The organism is Streptomyces sp. NPDC031049 (genome assembly GCF_055571015.1).
This window is the reverse complement of sequence record NZ_JBVIGC010000014.1, coordinates 14274-32479: the sequence shown is the minus strand read 5'-3', so window position 1 is coordinate 32479 and position 18206 is coordinate 14274. Positions and strand designations below refer to the sequence as shown.

At 73.5% G+C, this 18206-nt stretch carries 23 protein-coding genes; all 23 read left to right on the top strand.

From position 1 onward, the window contains the following. Positions 1–73: 73 nt before the first annotated feature. Positions 74–301, top strand: coding sequence for a hypothetical protein (locus tag ACZ45Q_RS23200; protein WP_468264504.1), 228 nt, complete (start codon positions 74–76; stop codon positions 299–301). 452 nt (positions 302–753) lie between these two features. Beyond that, positions 754–1494, top strand: coding sequence for a hypothetical protein (locus ACZ45Q_RS23195; RefSeq protein ID WP_468264502.1), 741 nt, complete (start codon positions 754–756; stop codon positions 1492–1494). Positions 1495–1574: 80 nt separating this feature from the next. Beyond that, positions 1575–1871, top strand: a complete 297-nt coding sequence (locus ACZ45Q_RS23190; RefSeq protein ID WP_468264500.1) for a hypothetical protein — start codon at positions 1575–1577, stop codon at positions 1869–1871. A 192-nt stretch (positions 1872–2063) separates the two neighbouring features. Beyond that, positions 2064–2486 (top strand): hypothetical protein, encoded by a 423-nt coding sequence (locus tag ACZ45Q_RS23185; protein ID WP_468264498.1) that lies wholly within the window; start codon positions 2064–2066, stop codon positions 2484–2486. Positions 2487–3268: 782 nt separating this feature from the next. Further along, the gene (locus ACZ45Q_RS23180; RefSeq protein ID WP_468264496.1) at positions 3269–3856 is read left to right on the top strand and encodes a hypothetical protein; all 588 of its coding nucleotides are present in this window, start codon (positions 3269–3271) and stop codon (positions 3854–3856) included. Positions 3857–4058: 202 nt separating this feature from the next. Further along, positions 4059–4442, top strand: a complete 384-nt coding sequence (locus tag ACZ45Q_RS23175) for a hypothetical protein (protein WP_468264494.1) — start codon at positions 4059–4061, stop codon at positions 4440–4442. Between the two features lie 344 nt (positions 4443–4786). Continuing rightward, on the top strand, positions 4787–4996 hold the full coding sequence (locus tag ACZ45Q_RS23170) for a hypothetical protein (RefSeq protein WP_468264492.1): 210 nt from the start codon (positions 4787–4789) through the stop codon (positions 4994–4996). A gap of 471 nt (positions 4997–5467) precedes the next feature. After that, positions 5468–5914 (top strand): hypothetical protein, encoded by a 447-nt coding sequence (locus tag ACZ45Q_RS23165; protein ID WP_468264490.1) that lies wholly within the window; start codon positions 5468–5470, stop codon positions 5912–5914. 444 nt (positions 5915–6358) lie between these two features. Continuing rightward, positions 6359–6640 (top strand): hypothetical protein, encoded by a 282-nt coding sequence (locus ACZ45Q_RS23160; RefSeq protein ID WP_468264488.1) that lies wholly within the window; start codon positions 6359–6361, stop codon positions 6638–6640. Positions 6641–6833: 193 nt separating this feature from the next. Continuing rightward, a complete protein-coding gene (locus ACZ45Q_RS23155; protein ID WP_468264486.1) occupies positions 6834–7187 on the top strand; it encodes a hypothetical protein in 354 nt (117 codons plus the stop codon). 223 nt (positions 7188–7410) lie between these two features. Continuing rightward, positions 7411–7833 carry a hypothetical protein gene (locus ACZ45Q_RS23150; protein WP_468264484.1) on the top strand — a complete coding sequence of 141 codons (423 nt, stop codon included), beginning with the start codon at positions 7411–7413 and terminating at the stop codon, positions 7831–7833. 217 nt (positions 7834–8050) lie between these two features. Beyond that, positions 8051–8743, top strand: coding sequence for a hypothetical protein (locus ACZ45Q_RS23145; RefSeq protein WP_468264482.1), 693 nt, complete (start codon positions 8051–8053; stop codon positions 8741–8743). Positions 8744–9043: 300 nt separating this feature from the next. Then, on the top strand, positions 9044–9631 hold the full coding sequence (locus ACZ45Q_RS23140; protein WP_468264480.1) for a hypothetical protein: 588 nt from the start codon (positions 9044–9046) through the stop codon (positions 9629–9631). Positions 9632–9795: 164 nt separating this feature from the next. Next, positions 9796–10122, top strand: a complete 327-nt coding sequence (locus ACZ45Q_RS23135) for a hypothetical protein (RefSeq protein WP_468264478.1) — start codon at positions 9796–9798, stop codon at positions 10120–10122. Between the two features lie 164 nt (positions 10123–10286). Beyond that, positions 10287–10682: a hypothetical protein gene (locus tag ACZ45Q_RS23130; RefSeq protein WP_468264476.1), complete on the top strand. Its 396-nt coding sequence runs from the start codon at positions 10287–10289 to the stop codon at positions 10680–10682. Positions 10683–10933: 251 nt separating this feature from the next. Beyond that, positions 10934–11851, top strand: coding sequence for a hypothetical protein (locus ACZ45Q_RS23125; RefSeq protein WP_468264474.1), 918 nt, complete (start codon positions 10934–10936; stop codon positions 11849–11851). Between the two features lie 254 nt (positions 11852–12105). After that, the gene (locus ACZ45Q_RS23120) at positions 12106–12576 is read left to right on the top strand and encodes a hypothetical protein (RefSeq protein WP_468264472.1); all 471 of its coding nucleotides are present in this window, start codon (positions 12106–12108) and stop codon (positions 12574–12576) included. A gap of 189 nt (positions 12577–12765) precedes the next feature. After that, on the top strand, positions 12766–13056 hold the full coding sequence (locus tag ACZ45Q_RS23115) for a hypothetical protein (RefSeq protein ID WP_468264470.1): 291 nt from the start codon (positions 12766–12768) through the stop codon (positions 13054–13056). A 383-nt stretch (positions 13057–13439) separates the two neighbouring features. Further along, positions 13440–13856 (top strand): hypothetical protein, encoded by a 417-nt coding sequence (locus ACZ45Q_RS23110; RefSeq protein ID WP_468264468.1) that lies wholly within the window; start codon positions 13440–13442, stop codon positions 13854–13856. Between the two features lie 506 nt (positions 13857–14362). Then, the gene (locus ACZ45Q_RS23105) at positions 14363–15577 is read left to right on the top strand and encodes a hypothetical protein (protein WP_468264466.1); all 1215 of its coding nucleotides are present in this window, start codon (positions 14363–14365) and stop codon (positions 15575–15577) included. Positions 15578–16043: 466 nt separating this feature from the next. Continuing rightward, positions 16044–16799 carry a PP2C family serine/threonine-protein phosphatase gene (locus tag ACZ45Q_RS23100; RefSeq protein WP_468264464.1) on the top strand — a complete coding sequence of 252 codons (756 nt, stop codon included), beginning with the start codon at positions 16044–16046 and terminating at the stop codon, positions 16797–16799. Between the two features lie 168 nt (positions 16800–16967). Next, positions 16968–17414, top strand: a complete 447-nt coding sequence (locus ACZ45Q_RS23095) for a hypothetical protein (RefSeq protein WP_468264462.1) — start codon at positions 16968–16970, stop codon at positions 17412–17414. Positions 17415–17651: 237 nt separating this feature from the next. After that, positions 17652–18017 carry a hypothetical protein gene (locus ACZ45Q_RS23090; protein ID WP_468264460.1) on the top strand — a complete coding sequence of 122 codons (366 nt, stop codon included), beginning with the start codon at positions 17652–17654 and terminating at the stop codon, positions 18015–18017. Positions 18018–18206 lie beyond the last annotated feature (189 nt).

Genomic DNA, 18206 nt, shown 5'->3' with positions numbered 1-18206 from the left:
CGGCCCCGCCCCCTCCAGGTGCGGGGTCATCCGCATACCCCGCCGCCGCGCGTTGCCCACGCAACTCGACCGTGTGGAGCACTTCGTGATCCTGGCCCTTGCCGAACTGACCGATGACCGGACCGTCGTCGCGATGAAGTCCGGCGGAGCCGCGACCGTGGAGTTCTACAACGAGCGCAGTGAACAGTGGATCGCCCCGATTCGCCCGGCGTCTCTCGCCTACCTCGATCACGCGATGCGCGCTGTGGAGGCCATGAGCCACGACGCCGAGCCTAAGAGGACCGAGCCGCAGCAGCTCTGAATCTCGGGGACAGCCCGCGCCTTTGGTCGTGGCCTTCCCCGCCGTCCTCGTGGCGCCGGGGGGCCGTTCCACACTCTCCCGCGGCCGTGCCGACCGCCGTCTTTCAACTCCCGTCTTGTGTCGCCTCGTAGTGGGCCTGCTCGCTGATGTACACCGACGGCTCCGGCAGCCCGCGGCGGGCCACGCCTGGTTGCGGGGCTTGCCGCACGCCGGGTCAGGGTGCGGTCACCGGGACGGGGGAGTGGTGACCATCCTCCCGCTTCCCGGGCCCGTTCCATTACTCGTCTGCCGGCCGCCCAGCGGCCCGGCGGCTGCGTCGGGCGGTTTGCGGGGTTTGCCCCGTGCCCCGTCACGGTGCGGCCCACCGGCCGCCGGGGGCGGTGACCACCACCCGCCCCTCACCTGGCACGCCAACCCGTCTGCGCGCACCGCGCGTTCGAAGGAGAACCCGCATGTCCATATCCACCCCCGCCCCCACGACCACGGGTACGGCCGGCGAGGCTGCGGCCGCCACGGCCAGGGCGCCGCGCAGGGAGCCCCGCTACCCGCACATTCCCGCCGTGGCGGGGAACGCCAACGTCCGCGCGTTCCTCGGCCAGGGCATCCACCCCGCCAGCGGGCAGCCCCTCGCCAGTGCCCCCGGCGCGGACTGCGGGAACTGCCAGCTCGCCTACCGCATCCAGCTCCCCGGCCGTGACGGCACCGGCACCAGCGAGCGTTGGAAGTGCTCGAAGGCGCCGATCAGCCGCCGGGGACGCCAGGGCATCGACCTGCGCCCCGCCACCAGTGGCCAGCCCGCCACCCCCGCCTGCACCCTGCACTGCACGTTCGCCGACTGGCCGTGCGACCCCGACGGCCGCTACGACACCAGCGCCGGCCAGATCGGCACCGGCCGCGACCACACCGACGACTGGGGCGTCCACGCCGTCTACCGGATCTTCGGCATCGACCTGGAGCACCAGTGCGCCTGGGTCGAGCTCGAAGCCGAGCTGGTCCCTTACGCCGCCGCCCCCACCGGCTACGTCACCCGGCCGCCGCAGTACTCCCGCCCGGACCAGCCGCACCTGTACCGGTTCTGGACCGACCTGGCCCGCCTGCACACTGCCCAGCTCACCCACGCCACCGACACGGGCCAGTGCACGCACGAACTCGTCCGAGGCGGCCGTGTCCTGAGCACCCCTACCAACCACTGACCCCCCCCGCTCCTCCCTGTGCCGGGGCCCCCGCCCGGGGCCCCGGCCCCGCCCTCTCTCCTCCCGAACCAGGACGCCCCATGTCTTCGCCTCGCCCCGACCTCCTGCACCCCGACTTCCTTCGCCTCGTCGCCTTGCTCGCCGACCACGACGAGACCAACGGCAACCTCCCGGCCGCGGACGGGACGATCGCCGGATACGACAGCTTCGCCCTCCTCGGGGCAGCGGCCCACCGTGCCCAGCTGATGAGCGAGGGGTTCGGCACCTTGCGCAAGACCCTCAACGCCCAGCAGCTCGACGAGTTGCAGCAGCTCCTCGCCGCGATGTGGAGGGACGGGTTCGCCGTCGGCGCCCGCTCCCAGCAGCCAGCCGCCTGAACCGCGCCCGCCCCGCCCCGGCCCGCCCCCGCAACCCCTGGGGACGGGCCGGGCGGCGTGCCCGCCCCCGTCACCCGCACGGGCCGGACTCCCCGCCCCGGCCGCCCCTTGCACAGCTAGCCGACCGCCACGCCACCGTGCGCACACCCGTCACGGGCCACTGGCCCGACCCGAAGCGACAGGAGCTGCATCGTGTACGAGAGGCCCGACCTGGACACCCCGCTCGCCGACCTGCGCACGAACATCACCGCGTGGCAGGCCAGCCTGCAGCGGCACCTTTCCGAGGAGCGCAAGAGCAAGGGCATCGCCTTCGACGTCCAGCTCATGGAGGACCGCGACGACATCGCCGCGAAGATCGTGGAGGACTTCATCGCGATCGACACGGAGATGTCCAAGCGCCGCGTGATCGACAGCGCCGCCCCCTCGGCGTGGAGCATCGAGCGACTCACCGACGCCGAGCTCGCCGCCGCCAAGGCCGACTGTCCGGAGCTGGCCCTGTTCAACGACGCCACCCTCCGCCTGGCCGCCGACGTCCTCGGCATCCGCATGGTCCGGGACATGGCCCGGCAGGCCGTGCGCAAGGCCCCCGGCGTCCTCAACTCCCGCACGAAGTAGAGCGAGCGGCCCGCTGCCGCCCCGCTCCGCTGCGCCCCGTCCCGCTCCCGATCCCTGGGGGTGGGCCGTCGGCATACCCCTGGCCGCCCGCCGCGGCTTGCGGGGCTTGCCGGCTGCCGCTCCACGGTGTGCGCGTGCACGACGCGGCGTGCATCGTCAGACCCCGTCCAGGAGCAGGAGGCCACCGACATGACCGTGACCCGATGGTGTGTCGTTACCTACAGCGGCAGGACCATGACCACTTTGTGGCTCGACCGCTCGTACGCCCCGGTCAACGTCTACGACAACGGCTGGCCCGTCCGGGTCAGGGCCCGTGTCCGTACGGGACACTGCCGGACCGGCCTCGGCGTCGGCTGCGGGAAGCCCGAGCCAAATCGCACTCCTACGGCCCCTACTCGCGCGTCCCGTACGAAGTGATCGCTCGCGGCCGGTTGCTCATGCCTGGCTGGTAGGCGGGCCCGCCGAACCCGTCGGCGTACCGGTCACGTACGCCGCACCGCAGCCCACCAGCGTCTGAGGCTCTGCTCCGCGCCGCCCCGACCCGCCCCCGGGCCGGGGCGGCGTCATGCCCGCCGTCCCGCGCGGGGCGGCTCTTACGCGTCCGCTGCTGCGCGCCGTCCGTGCTGGTTGCCGTGCTTGCCCCGCGCCGGGCCACTGTGCAGCCGCAGCGCGCCGGGCCCTCCCCGCCACCAGTGCGGGGCACCGGGCCCGCCGGCCGCCCCGGACCGCCCCGGGCCGCCCCTGCGCCCGCACCCCACTTCACCGAGCGGAGAGAGCCCTTCATGGGATACATCACCTACGGCCACACCGAGCTGGACACCTACCTGCGCGCCCACGCCATGAGCCGGGCCGGGACCCTGTGCAACCTGAAGGACATGCACGCCCACGTGCGCGAACTCGCCCCGCTGTGGTGGGAGCACACCAGGGCCACCCTGGGCGCCCTCCGCTTCACCGGCGGGTTCATGGGCAACGCTCTGTCCGACCTCTTCGACGACGAGGAGCTGTTCACCAGCTGCGCCGTCTCGGGCATCGAGCAGCTGCGTGCCGGGCTCGCCCCCGACCGGGCCCGCCGCGCCCTCTACGGAGACGACCACGCTGACCGACTGCTCCTCAACTTCCAGTTCGGCACGTTCCACATCGCCGACGCCGACGATTCCTGCCGGTTCTTCGACGGCTCCCGCCGCCCTGTCGCGGCCGACACCACCGTGGCCATGCTGGACATCGACCACAGCCCCTCGTGGGTCCACCCCGGCGGCTTCGGTCCGGGTGGCCTGTCCGGCACCGAGACGCGCATCACCACCCTGCTCACTCCGCTCGACCAGAAGACCGCGGTCCTGAACGGATGGCGCGCGGCCATCGACGCCCGATAACCCCCGCCCGGAGCACGCCCCGGCCCCCGGGCTCCGCGACCGACGCGGCACCCGGGGGCTCACCCATGCCCCGCCCCGCCGCGCGGAGCAGACCGCCCCCGTGCTCGGGCTTCCGGCCCGCACCGGTTGCTGTGCTTGCCCGGCCCCGGGCCAGGGTGCTGCTCGCCACCCCGCCCCTACCCACCGTCGGAGGCCAGCCATCATGAACACCACTCTCGCCCCTGCCCTCGAGCCGGTGCCCGGCGCGGCTGAGACCACGATCGATCTCACCGGTGTCACCGCGTACACCGCAGGCCTCGTGCGCCTCGCTGAGGCGAAGGGCCTGCGGCCCGCCTGGGGCCGTCCCCACGGGCGCATCCGCCGCATCATTCTCAACGCGGTCGGCCCGCATGGCGCGTTCGGCTCCATCGTCATCGGCCGTTCCAGCGGCAAGGTCCTGCGTGCCGAGGTCATCCACGGCAACGACGCCAAGGTGCCCCGCCGCGCCACGGGCACCAACGCCGTGCGGGCTCTGCTCATGGAGGTGGCCCCGTCCGCCTGCAGCGAGGGCTGCAACGCGGAGTCCTCGACCGCCTGCCGCCCCTGACTCACCGGCGGACAGGGCCCGCGCTGCCCGCCCCCTGCCTCGGCCCGTCCCCGTACCTCGTGGGGGGCGGGCCGTCGGCGTGTCCGCTTGCCGCGCGAGCCCTCGGCGCAGCCCGCACTCTGCCAACGGTTCCCGGCTCGCGACGAACTCCACCAGGAGCACGCGCTCGGCCGCTCCGCAGCAGGCAGTGTGCGCCCTGTTGCGGAGCTTGCCCATCGGGACCCCACAGTCCCGGTGCTGCCGACGACCGCACCCGCACCGGCGCTCCGCTGCTGTGCCCGTCGGCGCCACGACCAGGCACACGACGCCGTCCTGGCAACGACGGCAGAAGAGGGAACAAGGACATGAACAGAAGCGAGTTGGAGGCGCTGCTGGCCTCGGGCGAAGAGCGGATCTTCACCGCGCGCTGGGAGCGGCTCGGCGAGCCGTACAGCGAGGGCTGCCGGGGCACCGTGGAGAGGGTCGGATTCCCGAACGCGCCCCACACGGTGTGGGTGCGTGACAGCGCGGGCAACGTCCATAGCTGGGATATGCGACACCTGTCCGTGGACTGACCTGCCCCAGCGCCGAGCTCTCGTGGAACGCACACGGTAAACACCAACGACGGCCCTGGCCCGTCCCGCATCCGCGGGGCGGGCCGTCCGCATGCCCGCCCGGCCGGTCCTCCAGCCCGCCGCGGGGCTTGTGCGGGGTGCCCAGGATTCGGCCGTGCTGGCCGGGCACCCGGGCGGGCCGCCCGGGTGCCTGGGGCGCACCGGCGGCCGGGGCCGTTGCCGTGCCCGCCGCACGCTGCGGGAACGCTCCGCCCGTGTCTTCTTGCCCGTCTTGCCGGCCGCCGCCGCACGGTACGGCCACCAACGACGACCGACGGCCCGGCGCCGGTCCCGCTTGCAGCCGGCACGGCCTGCGCGGGTTGCGGTGCTTACCGGCATCTCCAGCACGGTGCAGCCACCCGCTGTCACTACGCCGCCACCGGGGGAGTTCAGCCCGGCTACCACCCGGGCCGCGATCCCAAGGAGAACACTATGGTTCCTGTCTCCGGGCCCTTTCCGATCACCGATGAGATCACCAACACGACCAGAAACCTCTTCTACAAGACCACCGAGGATGAGCGCGGCCTGACCATGCTCAGCCACTTCGTGTATTTCAGTGGCGACGACCTGTTCGCAGACACCAACGGCTGGCACCGCTTCAACACCACTGGCGCCGTCCCCGCCGCGGCCGCTCTCATCCACGACGTCCTCGCCTACGTCCACCAACACGCAGGCGGCACAGCCGCCGTACGTCAGGTGATGAGCGAGCTGATCGAACTCGCCGACACCGACGCGGATCCCGGGACCGGAGGCATCAGCGACGGCCTTACCGACTCGGTGTCCGAAAAGCGCCTCACCCAGATCGAGCGGAACCAGGCCGTCCAGGGTCACCTGCTCCAGCAGTTGGCCACGCACCTCGGGGTCCAGGCCCGCCCCTGATCCCACACCTCACACCAGGCCCGGCGCCCTGCTCTGCGGGCGCCGGGCCGGGACCCCACCATTGCGCCGACCGGCCCCGCGCCCGGACCCCCGTACCGGCCCGGGGCCGCCTCACGTCCCCGCCCTCCACCCCCGCCGCCGTTGCGCGTGGCCCTGCCTGCTGGGTCCTGTTCGATGACCTGACCCTGTGGCCGCTCCACTTCCTCGGCCAGCTGTACCGCTGGATCGACCGGCGCCACTGCACCGGCGGTTCCCGCCACGTCCTGACCCGCGGGCCACCCCGCGCAGTGCTGGCCCCGGCTCGACCAGCTCACGGTCGGCCGGGGCGGGGCATGTTGCGGGGCTTGCCTGGTCCCGCCCCATGGTGCGCCCCAGGCGCCGGGGCGACCCGCCCGGTGCGCGGCCTGCACGGCCGAATCCTGCTGTTGCACGAGGAGTTGTCCCTTGTTCGTCCTGCTCATGCTCATCACCGTCCTCCAGGCGGCGTCCGCCGTGGCGGCCCTGTTCACGGTCTTCAAGCCCGGCGTCTCGGAGCGGACCCGGCAGACGGCGTGCGGCGTCCTGACCGCCGTGACGCTGCTCTCCGCCGTCACCCACCTGATCAGCGGCCACACGTTCTACGGAACGCTGCTCGCCGCTCTCACCGCCCTGCTCCTGATCACCTGGGGCGCCCAGGTCCTGGTCCGCTGGGTCCGGGCAGGCAGGAACGGCAAGTCCACGAAGTAGCGGGGCGAGCCCCCGCCTCACCCCTGGCCCCGGCCCGCCCTCGTGGCGGCCGGGGCCGCTCCCGTGCCCGCCGCACGCTGCGGGAACGCCCCGCCCGTGTCTTCTTGCCCGTCTTGCCGGCCGCCGCCGCACGGTAGGGGCCGTCAACGACGACCGACGGCCCGGCGCCGTCTCACGGGCAGGAGCTGAACCCATGACCACCACCACCATCGCGACGATCGCGGACGCGGGCGTGATGACCGCCGACGAGGCCCTGACGCTCGCCGACCCCTTCACCCCCTTCGGCTTCGCCGCCGACCGGTACGCGGAGATCTGCTTCTACCGCTGCCGGGACTGCGGAGCCCGGGGACCGGTCGGCCGGGCCCTGCTCGACGGGGACTTCCGCGACCTGCCCACGGCGGAGCAGGCCGCGCACACCTGGCCCACCGACCACTTCAACACGGTGGGGCACGAGTACTCCGACCGCATCGCGCTCTCCCGCGCCCCGGCCCGCACCACCACCATGCGCCGCATCAGCAGGACGCCCCGGTCCGCCGCCCGCTCCTGACCCACCACGCGGCCCCGCGCACCCGCGGCCCGGCCCGCTCCCGATCCCTGGGGGCGGGCCGTCGGCATACCCGCCACTCCGGCCCCGGCCCGGAGTCGCCACCCGGGCCCCACGATCGCCGCCGCCTTGCGCCGCTTGCCGGCCGCCGCCGCACGGTGCGCCCGCCCGGGACCGCAACGACCGGCCACCCGGGCCCGCCCACCCTCAGCCCAAGGAGGCGCGCGTGCTGTTCGCCGAACCCGCCCACCCCTACGACGACCCCGACCAGCCCCCTCAGTGGGCCTGGCGGTACGGGTACTTCGAACTCCTCTACACCCCCGGCATCAAGACCCTGTCCCTGTCCCGGGGCCCCAAGTACTCGGTCCGCGGCCCGAAGCACTCCTGCCGCCGCTGCCACGGCAGCGGCTACCTCCCGTGGTGGGAGCGCACCACCCCCGACCGGCCCGCCGACACGTCCGCCCCCTGCCCGACCTGCCCCGCCTACCGCGTCCTGTTCGAAGACCTGACCCTGTGGCCGCTCCACTTCCTCGACCAGCTGCGCCGCCGGATCGGCCCGCGGCGCCGCACCGCCGACCAGCCGCCCCTGGCCTCCGACAAGGCGGGGCCTGGCTGGGCCGGAGGCTACAGCGACGAACCACCGTTCTGACTCCGACCGCACCCCGCCCGCCCCAGTCATGAGCCGGTTCCGGCCCCGCACGCACCGCGCGTGCGGGGCCGACCGCGTCGATGCAAGCGGCCCTGCCGTGTGCGGCCGTGCGGCCTGGCCCTCCGGCCGCTGTTTGCGGCGCTAGCCCGCTGTCCGGCCAACGTCCCGGCTCGTCATGGGGCGGTCAGCCCCGGTAGCAGAGTCGGAGGGACGAACGATGACCACCGCCACGGCCCAGCACCCGCGGACCCGCATCACCGACGAGAAGCACGCACCCGCCAACCGGGCGATGAAGAAGGTCTGGGTGCTGGAGAACCTGATCTTCCACGCCCGCACTGGAGCGGAGGAGCGCGCGGCCGCCGAGCGCATGCTGGACCGCGCCATCGCCGCTGCCCAGAAGAACGGACAGCTCACCACGCAGCAGGGCGACGGTGTCTGGCACGGCTACCGCCTCCCCGACATCCGTTACGGCGCCCGGTATGAAGAGGTCAAGCACCTGTCCACTACGGAGATCGCCAGGCGCATTCGCGCGGACATCAAGCTCGCACGCAAGGTCGCGGCGAAGCTGGGCACCGCGACCGGTGCCGAGGTCGCCCTGGCCGACTCGCTCACCGCGCTCGCCACCATGCCCAAGCAGATCAAGGTCTCCGTCCGCACGGACTACTTCTCCGGCGGCAGCTCCATCGACGTCAGGGTCTACAACCTCCCGGAGAAGGGCTGGGGGTACGTCCAGGAGACGGACATGTGGGGGAAGCCGCAGTGGGTACCGGGCCGGGAGCTGAGCGGGATCCTGGTGGCCCTGAAGGAGATTCACGGGGCCTACAACTTCAACGGCTCGGACTCGAGGGTCGACTACTACCACGTCAACTACTACGGCCAGGTCGAAGTCGACTGGCGCGAGCGCCCCTGATCCAGCCGCTTCCGGCCCCGCACGCACCGGGCGTGCGGGGCCGACCGCGTCGGCGCGCCACGCCCGATCTGCCAGCCCGCCCTCGGCATAGCCGGGAGGCGGGGCCGTTCACGTCACCTCGCCGCCGTCGCTGTTCCCGGCGCCGGGGGTTGCCTGGCTTGGTTGTCTCCGGGCCAGTGTGCGGGCATCGAGAACGCGGCTCCCGCCCCCGGCCCTGGCCGGGGGGTGGTCGAGTGCCACCGGCGACAGCCCGGCGGATGCGCTCTCGCACTCTTCCCGCCCCCTGCACAGGAGTCGCCCATGCCCGCGCCCGCCCACCTGACGGCCGCCCCGCACACCTCCTCGGCAGCGTCCGCCTGCCCGGCCCCCTCCGACAGCCCCCGCATCGCGGCCGCCGACTTCTTCGCCCTCGCCCGCACCGGCCGCGCGCAGACCACGCTGCCGCCCTTCCGCGACGGCGACAGCGTCAGCTGCCCGCTGGGCAACGAGTGGGTGCGCCACGACGGCCGGTGGATCGTCCCCGGCCGGCCGGGCGGCCTGAGCCTGGACGACCGGACGGTCACCGGCTGGTGGCACACCCGGCACCGGCCGGGCAGCCGGTTCGCCCTGGTCCACCGGCTCACCCCTACCGAGACGAGCCTGATCACCGGTGACCGCTACACCAGCCGCAGCCGCCTTGTGAGCCTGCGCGAGGGCGCGTTCACGTACACCGAGCCGGTATCCGGCCCGTGGCTGCGCCAGCTGGCCCGGCAGATCACCCGCACCCGCACCCGCACGGTGAGCGTCCACCTGGAACTGCCCACCGGCATCGTCACCCTCCACTCGCGCCTGGTCGGTGACGTGTTCTTCCACCCCGCCGCAGCTGCCACCCCATCCCGCTGTACCTGACCACCGCACCCCGGGCCGCTGCCCCGGCCGCGCTCGGGTCCTGGCTCCGGCACGTCGGACACCGGCCCGGGGGAGCGGTGACCACCACCGTCCCCCGGGGCCCCCGCACGCCCGCCCCGCCCCCTCCAGGGCTCATTGCCCGCACGACCTTCGAGGACGTCGTCATGACCGCCACGCTCCGCGCCCACCGCGCCCGCTCGCCCCGCTACGCCGACCGCCGCCGGCACCCCGCTGGCCCCCGCTCGACGAGCCGCACCGTCGACGCCGCCCGCTCCCGCCTCGCCCGCCGGCTGCGGCGCGCCGTGCCCTGGCTCAAGACGCGCGTGACGAGAGGGGAGTGGCGGCACAGCATGCAGCAGGCCGCCATCCGGCACGGAGGCATGGAGGCAGCGACAGCCTGGCGCTGCGGGGCGTACGGCCGCGCCGTCTCGTTCCCGAAGCCCGGCCGCCCCATCCTCCGCCAGGAACGCACCGGCCGCCCCCGGCGCTGAGGGCCGCCACCGCGCCCGTCATGGCGCGGTTGCACCCCTTGCCCCGCCCTCAGCCACGTTGTCCCCAGCGGCCCGGAGAGGGCGGTGACCACTCCGCCCGCCCCTTCGGGCCGTCCCAGCCCGGCAGCGCCCGGCACGGCCAACACGCACCCTTGGAGGAGTTCATGAAGGTGACACCCAGCGGCTACGTCCTGGAGTTCGAGCACGTCCTGGACGAGCTGAAGGAGTCCGCAGGACAGTGCAAGAACCCGGCGCACCTCGCCTTTGTGACCGCCGCGATCACCGCGTTCGAGGAGGAAGGCCCCGACGCCGCTCCCCTCCTGAACGGCTGCCCGCAGGCCGCCGCCCGGCGGATCTTCGACGAAGTCGCCGAGGCCTACATCACCGCCGAGCAGGCCACCCGCATCCAGGCCAGCAACAGCACCCTGGCCCGCGACTTCCAGCTCCCCTACACCAGCCACCGCCGCGCCCAGGCCCGCCGGGCCGCGCACGAGCGCCGCGGCCGCACCGCCACCGGCCTGGACCGGCTGCGCCACCTGCTGACCATCCCGGCCGCCTGACCAGCACCACGCCCACCGGCCCCGAACCCCCGGCACCCGCCCTGGGTTCGGGGCCGCCGCATACCCCGCGACCCCGCTACCGCCCGCGGCTCCCGGAACAGTCCCCGCGCCCTTGGGCGGACCGTCGGCCCCGGCCCCCGCCAGCGCAAGGGGGGGGGGGACGGGGAACAGCTGCTCGCTCTTGCCCGGCTTGCTCCCTCCCGCACCATCCTCCACGGCACCCGAACAGCACCAGCCAAGGAGACCCCACTGTGGGATACGAGCTGTACTACGAGGGCCGCATCAGCTTCGACCGGCCTGTGAGCCTGGCCCGTCCCGACGAAGACCGCCTCTCCGAGCTCGCCCGGTTCTTCACCCCGGTGTTCGAGCAAGCCGAGGGCACGCCGACCGGCCGCTCCATCACCGGCTTCCAGGTGGACGAGGAGACCGCCGACTGGGCCAAGTCGAGTATCTGGAACGAGGACCTCACAGCCATCGAAGAGTTCGCACGACGCCACCAGGTCACTCTCACCGCACAGTTGCGGTGGCAGGGCGACGGGTGCCTCCCCGACCCCGCCGCCGACCGCGGCCATGTCGTGTTCGACCTCCACGGTCAACACCATCAGGTCCCCGACAGCAGCAACAACGCCCAGGCCGTCGAAGCCCACCTCCGACGTTCCTGCACCTGCCACCGCGACCCTGCCCCGCACCCCACGCCCACCCCGCCACCCGCATCCGTGCCCCCGGTGGTCGGCCCGCTCACCCTGACCCGCCTGACGCCCGCCGACTGCACGGCCACCCAGTGGTCGACGGCGAAGGAGAAGGCCGACGCCGGGAACCGCGTCCTGGCCTTCATCGAGAACGGACTGCACTCCGAAGCCTTCACCACCGACCTGTACCGCACCTGTTCGCAGCACCTGTTCGGCCACATCGCGCACTTCAACCGGTCGGGGTTCGCCGACGTCTGGTTTACCACCCCCGAGGACAAGGCCGCCTTCATCCGGCACGCCATGAACGCCAGCGCCCTCGGCGATCCCGCTTGGACATGGTCCGACGTCGAGCAGCACCTTCAGGACACGCTCGCCGACCACCCCCACCTTCAGGAGCCGTCAGCCTGGACCGGCATCACCCGCCCGCACGACTGCCCGTCATGTCGCTGCGCCCCCCGACACGCAACTGACCCCACGTAGGCGCTGCACCGGCCCCGGGACCGCGCTCACGGTCCAGGGGCCGCGCCATGCCCGCCCGCCCCGCCCAACCAGCCCCGACGAACGGCATCTTCCGTGTTGCGTCCGGGTGGTGCTGCCGGCGACCGGGGGCGTCCGTGGGGGTTGTCGGGCTTGGCCGCCCGCAGGCCAGTGTGCGCACACCGACGACGTAACTTCCCGCCCAGGCCACTGGCCCGAGGCCGAGCCCCGCCCGCACACCCACCTCGTGAGGAACCATGTACTTCCCTGACGTACGTGCCCCCTACACGCCCTTCCTCGGGCTTCCGGTCGAGGGCGCCGCCGAGTACGGCACCCGGCAGCGGCCCGTCGAGGAACTGCGCCCGCTGTTCGAAGCGGTCCTGCACGATCCGACCATCATCGAGTTCGGATGGCAGCAGTACACACCGTACGACCCTGGCCGCTTCGGCATCCGCTACATCTGGGTGCGCACCGTCGAGGAGCCACCCACCGCGACGGCACAGGACCTGTGGCTGATGGACGGTTGCCCGAGTCTGGGCGACACCTACGGCCCGAACCGGGAGCACTACCGGGGCCCGGACCGGGGCCGCTTCGAGCGCGTAATGGCGCTCCATGACGCTCTGGCGGAAGGCGGTTTCGACGACGTGCTGCGGCAGGCCTTCGGCGACCCGACCGCCGTCACGGTACGCCGCGACGGCATCCGTGTTGCCCCCTGCGACCATGATTGACCCTGTTCTAGGGACCCCGCCGCCCGCCCCGCCATGCCTCTGCGGTCCTCGCCCGCCCCCCCGGTCGGCTGGGGGGCCGGTTGCGGTCGTTAGGCCTCGCCCCGGCCACGGTCAGCGCACCCGCCTCACGGAAGCCGCGACCACCACTCCACGGGCCGCCACCCCCTCTTCGAGAAGCGGAGCATCATCATGGCCACCACCGGCACGAGCACGGGCACCGGCACTGATCCGGCTGATCCGCTGTGGCAGAACCTCGCCGACGCCCTGAACGCCCTCATCACCGCCGGACTGTTCCCCCACTTCCACGACCTCTACGGCACGCGCAACGACTGGCAGCACCAGCCCTACGCCAGCAGCGCCACCCACGCCGACGCCCCCTGGGTGGTCTTCGACCTGTCCACACGGCAGTTCACCGTGTCCAGCCGGGAGCGGACCCACAGCGGCGAGCACTCCGCCAGCACCAGGCGTAAGCGCCGCTGACCTTCCCCCGGGGCACCGCCGAGCACTCCCTGCGCACACCCAGGGCCGCCCAAAGCGCCAGCCCGGTCAGCGCCTTGCGCCCCTTGCTGCCCACCTCGACACAGTGCACTCACCGGCCGGGGGAGCGGTGACGTCTCTCCCGCTCTCCCGGCCCGCCACCACTCACTCCGCCCCGCCCCCCCGGCGGCCCCCGGGCCGCCGGGGGGGCGGGGCAGGTGAGCCTCTCTACAGCGTCACCCTCTCCAACGGCTCCGGGCCCGGCCGCCCAGTCCCGCCGCGACGGGCCCGCCCTCTGCCGCCCGCAGGCACGGCGCCGGCGGTGCACGACTAGGGCCCCCGCGGGGCAACGTCGGCGCCTCCCACCCAACGAAAGGAACACGCCCATGCCGAACCCCGAACTCGCAGCCCGCATCCGCAGCGCGATCCTCACCCACCCCCACCACTACGACCCGACCGCCTGGCTTCGCGGAACCACCCTGCTCCACCCCGACACCCCGCCCCACAAGACCGGCTCCCCGTGCAGGACGACCCTGTGCGTCGCCCAATTCACCGGCCACACCCTTGAAGTCATCGACGATCCCGCCGACTCCCACGGCAGCCGCACCACCCAGACCCTCGCCCACAAGCCCGGCAGCCAGCCCCTGCCCGTCTGGATCGTCGCCGAGCGGGAACTGCACCTGACCGGCAACGACGCCGGACGGCTCTTCGCCTCCTGCACCAAGGCATCCACCGTGCTCGCCGCACTCGCCCAACTCGCGGGCGGCGCGCCCCGCATCGACTGGGACACCATCCCGTCGTAGTACCCGACCCGCGCCGCCGCTCCCTTGCACACCCGGACCAGCGCCCAGCCTGCCCGCGCAGGGGAGACCCGCTCCGCCTCCGGGCGGGGCGCCGTGCCGTCTGCCTACCCGGATACACAGCGCCCCCATCTTCGGCCCGCTGTTGCGGGGCTTGCCCCCAGCTGGGGGAGTGTCAGTGGTGCCGGAAGGCGCTCCCGCATCACCCCTCACCCGGGTGCGGTCGAGCCCCCGGCCGCCGGACCGCCCCTCCCCCCCCCGGGGCGGTCCGGCACCCCGGCCGTGGCCGTGGCCGCCCGCGAGCAGGTCGCGGGCGCGCCCCTAGTGATCGTCGAGGTGTGAACGACGCAGCCCGGCACCGCTCGCCACAGCCGGGACGCAGGCGGCCGCGAGAGCCACCCGTACGGCGCCGCCACTTGCCTTTTGGCGGGCCCCGGGAGCCTGCCCCCGGTTCCTCCGCCCCAGCCGACCGGCCGGGGCGGGCCATCCCACCCGAGAGGACACCCCAGATGAGCCGTCACTTCGCCACCGCCGCGATCGTCCAGGCCGCCCCCGGATACCGCGAGCTGCGCATCACCATCCGCGAGCAGGGCAAGGCGGATGACGCCGCCCTGATCGCTGTCCGCCCCATGCACGACACCCCGGACGTCCTCGCCGCGTTCGGCTGGCGCCTGGTCGGTTCCCCGGAGTACGTCGCCGGCCCGAACGAGGAGCGCGCCGAGGTCGAGCCCTGCCAGCCCGCCGGCCACGGCGGGGCAGAGGCCCTGCGCGACGCCGTCCGCCGCGAGATCCGCGCTCGCACCCGGGCACGCCTCCTCGTCCACTCCAGCGCCCGCCACTTCCAGCCCGTGCTCCTCAACGGCGACCACTCGACCGACCCGATCGGCTGGACCTTCGTCGTCGGCGTCAACCACGATCGCGGCCACGGCTGGGTCACGTCCACCGGGGCCGTCTCCCGTGGACCCCGCATCGCCACCCGGGCCGACGCTGCCCGCAACGTCCGGCACGAGTACATGGCGCAGCTGACCGAGGCGCGGATCGAGGAAGCGGACGACAGCGCTGCGTACGCCCAGCTCCAGCAGCAGCCCGGCGACGTCCTCGCCCGCCTGCTGCTGATCGTCCGCAACGGCGGCACCGTTCCCGTCGAGGAGCCCGCCGGGGAAATTGAGGGCCCGGTCTTCCGCAAGGGGGACCGGATCGTCTGCACCGACGGCGTCACCCGCACCGTCGAGGCAATGGCCCCGGCCGTCACCGGGGAGCCCGCCCGGGTCGTCGTCGAGGGCGGAGGCGAGTGGATCGCCGGGAACTGCCTGCGGGCGAACTGGGAGGACGTCCTCGCCGCGCACCGCCGCAGCAACGCCGCCGGTATCCGGGTCCGCACCGAGCCCGACCCGACCAACCCGGAGTGGCGCGCCGCCCTCACCGAGCTGGGCGAAGCCCTCGACTACCTCCGCAAAGCCGACCCGACCGTCCGCGTCGCCCTCGCCGAGGACGACGCCCGGGAGGCAGCGACCCGGGTCCACCCCGACGCCTGCGGCCTCCAGCCGATCCACAACCCGGGCGAGGACGAGCCGGCCGCCTGGACGTTCCGCACCGGCCACGGCGCCGGGAGCCGGTACGGCGTGGTCACCCGCACCGCCGAGGTCTCCCCGGTCGGGCTCTACGAGTACCCGACGACCGCCGAACGCGCATGGCGCCAGCACGAAGCCGAGCTGACCCGCTGACGCCCGGCCGTCATCGTCGACGCCCCGCTCCTGGCACGCCGGGGGCGGGGCCGCCGGGTGCGTCCAGGGGCCGACACCGCCGCCCGCTTCCGCCCCTTCACTCCACCCCACCGCTCCCGGACCTGTTCACCCTCGCCGACGGCGAGCACGGCCCGTACGATGCCCCGCGCCTTGGACCCGTGGCAGGCCATCAGCTCACCCGGGCCACGGCGGATCAGGTCACCGTCGACCTGCCTGCCCGGCACACATCCCGCCTGCCGTCCCGCCTGGAGCGCTGCGCTCGGCACCGTCCCGCCCCCGCACTGCTTGCGGGACTTGCCCCCAGCTGGGGGAGTGTCAGTGGTGCCGGAAGGCGCTCCCGCACCACCCCCTCACCCGGGTGCGGTCGAGCCCCCGGCCGCCGGACCGCCCCTCCCCCCGGGGCGGTCCGGCACCCGCCACGGCCCGCCGAAGGGAGCCCCAACTCATGCGCACCTACGCCACCGCCCAGCACACCGGAACCGACCCCGGCCAGTGCGACGCCACCGCCGTCCGCAGCGCCCCGGACGGAACCCGCGCGTACGTTCTCCTGGACGGCATCGGCCGACGCGAGGCAACCCACCGCTGGGCCCTCGGCGCCGCCCGGCAGATCGCCCGAACCGCCGCCCACCGGGGCGACGCGGAGGCCGGACTTCGGCACGTGTACAACCTGTGCCGACGGGACGCCATCCACTACGGCGTCGGCCACAAGGCGGCGGCCGTGGTCGTGGTCAAGGCGCCCGGCAAGCCCCTGACGGTCGCCTGGTGCGGCGACTCCCGCGCCTACCTGATGGAACGCGGGATCGCAGTGCGCCTCACCGACGACCACAACAAGCGCCGCGTCTACCCCCCCACCGCCACCTATCCGCACGGCGGCAACCGCAACCACATCACCTCGTTCCTCGGCTCCGACGCCACCGACAAGGACAGGCAGCGCCAGTACGGCCACCCCGCGATCGAGACCACCACCCGAGAGATCACCGGCCCCTGCCGCCTGCTGCTCGCCTCGGACGGTACCTACGAGCCCCACGAGGACGCCCGGCACTGCCTGTTCACCGAGTGCGACGGCGACGACCTGATTCCCACCGTCCGGGACCTGGTGAACCTGGCCGTCGACACCGCCGTCAAAACCAGCCGCGCCCTCGACCCGAACCAGGTCTACGCGGACAACGCGACCGCCCTCCTGGCCGACCTGACCCCCTGATCCACCCGGCTGAAGACCGCACGCCGACGGCCCGCCCCCGGCCACACTCCGAGGGCGGGCCCTCCCGAGCCACCCCCACGAACCCCGCCCCAAGGTGTTGCCTGCCTAACCGGCCGGCGCCTCACCGTCACCGTCAACCAGCAGCACGCTTCGATGGGAGTACCCGCCGTGACGACCGCCGTGACCCGCCCCCTGACCGTCACCGCCCGCATCGACACCCCCGACACCGCCCTCACCCCGGCTGTGTACACCGCCACCGTCTACATGAACACCCACGACGACAACTTCGACGGCTACGAGCCGCACCACCCGCTCGCCGCCCTCCGCCGCGACGACAGCGCCCTGCGCCTGGTCTTCCACGCCAGCGACCGCATCCGCAGCCCCGAGGACGCCGCCGACGCCGTCATCGAGGTCGGCAACGACCAGGGCGCGGACGACAACGGGCAGACCTGGCCCGCCAACATCCGCCCCGTCTCCGCCGGCGACGTCATCAAGATCACCGGCCCCGACGCCCGCACCGTCCACCTCAGCGTCGACTCCTACGGCTTCTCGCCCGTCCCCGAGCCCACCACCCTGATCTCCCTCACCGGACCGCGTGTCACCCACCACGACTGACCAGGACCACCCCGCTACGGCCCCCGGGCCGGGACACCAAGTCCCGGCCCGAGGGCCGGTCCGCGTACGCCCACACCGCGAAACGAAAGCTCCACCAAATTCGTGCTCTTGGCGTCGCTCCCCCCCGGGGCTGCGCCACACCACCACCCCAGCCCCCGGCGGTGCCGCGCCGCCGCCGGGGCGCCGCACGGACCGAGGGGCCCCTGTCCAGACACTGAGAAAGCGAGTACCGCCCCCATGAGGACTGCGCGCACCCCCTTCTTCCCCAACCGGTTCGCTGAGCACCGGTATGACTGCATGGTGTGCAGCACCGCCGGTGCCTCGGCCACCGTCGCCGAGGACCTCACGGGGCGCTGTCCCGAGGGCCGCCGCCTGTCCGCACGCGTGGACACCCGCCACATTCGGACCTGGCTCGGCCCGTACCCGCCTTCGCGGCCGAAGGACAACCGCACGTACATCTGGTCCCGCTGCACCACGTGCGACTGGTACGCGTGCTTCCTGGAGGACCAGCAGGCGATGGAGCACACCATGGCCGTGCTGGACCACGCCCGTGATGCCTGCGCATCGGACGGCCAGCTGCCGCTGCCGATCGAAGGAGCCTGACGCTGCGAGCGGCACACCGCCCTGCGCCCCGAGCCCAGCCGTGATCGGCTTCCGGCAGACACCCCGCAACCCGGCTCGTCGTCGCCTGCCCGCCCCGTGGTCCCGTGCTCAGGTGCGGGGCCGGCATGTGCCGTTCCGGCGGCCCGATGCCGCGGCGGTGCTCCGCCCCCCAGCGGGCCCCGGATGCAT

What these genes read in the sequence shown, in the direction of transcription:
- ACZ45Q_RS23195 (WP_468264502.1), top strand. Translation starts at nt 754, where the DNA reads ATGTCCATATCCACCCCCGCCCCCACGACCACGGGTACGGCCGGCGAG.
- ACZ45Q_RS23190 (WP_468264500.1), top strand. Translation starts at nt 1,575, where the DNA reads ATGTCTTCGCCTCGCCCCGACCTCCTGCACCCCGACTTCCTTCGCCTC.
- ACZ45Q_RS23180 (WP_468264496.1), top strand. Translation starts at nt 3,269, where the DNA reads ATGGGATACATCACCTACGGCCACACCGAGCTGGACACCTACCTGCGC.
- ACZ45Q_RS23175 (WP_468264494.1), top strand. Translation starts at nt 4,059, where the DNA reads ATGAACACCACTCTCGCCCCTGCCCTCGAGCCGGTGCCCGGCGCGGCT.
- ACZ45Q_RS23170 (WP_468264492.1), top strand. Translation starts at nt 4,787, where the DNA reads ATGAACAGAAGCGAGTTGGAGGCGCTGCTGGCCTCGGGCGAAGAGCGG.
- ACZ45Q_RS23165 (WP_468264490.1), top strand. Translation starts at nt 5,468, where the DNA reads ATGGTTCCTGTCTCCGGGCCCTTTCCGATCACCGATGAGATCACCAAC.
- ACZ45Q_RS23155 (WP_468264486.1), top strand. Translation starts at nt 6,834, where the DNA reads ATGACCACCACCACCATCGCGACGATCGCGGACGCGGGCGTGATGACC.
- ACZ45Q_RS23145 (WP_468264482.1), top strand. Translation starts at nt 8,051, where the DNA reads ATGACCACCGCCACGGCCCAGCACCCGCGGACCCGCATCACCGACGAG.
- ACZ45Q_RS23140 (WP_468264480.1), top strand. Translation starts at nt 9,044, where the DNA reads ATGCCCGCGCCCGCCCACCTGACGGCCGCCCCGCACACCTCCTCGGCA.
- ACZ45Q_RS23135 (WP_468264478.1), top strand. Translation starts at nt 9,796, where the DNA reads ATGACCGCCACGCTCCGCGCCCACCGCGCCCGCTCGCCCCGCTACGCC.
- ACZ45Q_RS23130 (WP_468264476.1), top strand. Translation starts at nt 10,287, where the DNA reads ATGAAGGTGACACCCAGCGGCTACGTCCTGGAGTTCGAGCACGTCCTG.
- ACZ45Q_RS23120 (WP_468264472.1), top strand. Translation starts at nt 12,106, where the DNA reads ATGTACTTCCCTGACGTACGTGCCCCCTACACGCCCTTCCTCGGGCTT.
- ACZ45Q_RS23115 (WP_468264470.1), top strand. Translation starts at nt 12,766, where the DNA reads ATGGCCACCACCGGCACGAGCACGGGCACCGGCACTGATCCGGCTGAT.
- ACZ45Q_RS23110 (WP_468264468.1), top strand. Translation starts at nt 13,440, where the DNA reads ATGCCGAACCCCGAACTCGCAGCCCGCATCCGCAGCGCGATCCTCACC.
- ACZ45Q_RS23105 (WP_468264466.1), top strand. Translation starts at nt 14,363, where the DNA reads ATGAGCCGTCACTTCGCCACCGCCGCGATCGTCCAGGCCGCCCCCGGA.
- ACZ45Q_RS23100 (WP_468264464.1), top strand. Translation starts at nt 16,044, where the DNA reads ATGCGCACCTACGCCACCGCCCAGCACACCGGAACCGACCCCGGCCAG.
- ACZ45Q_RS23090 (WP_468264460.1), top strand. Translation starts at nt 17,652, where the DNA reads ATGAGGACTGCGCGCACCCCCTTCTTCCCCAACCGGTTCGCTGAGCAC.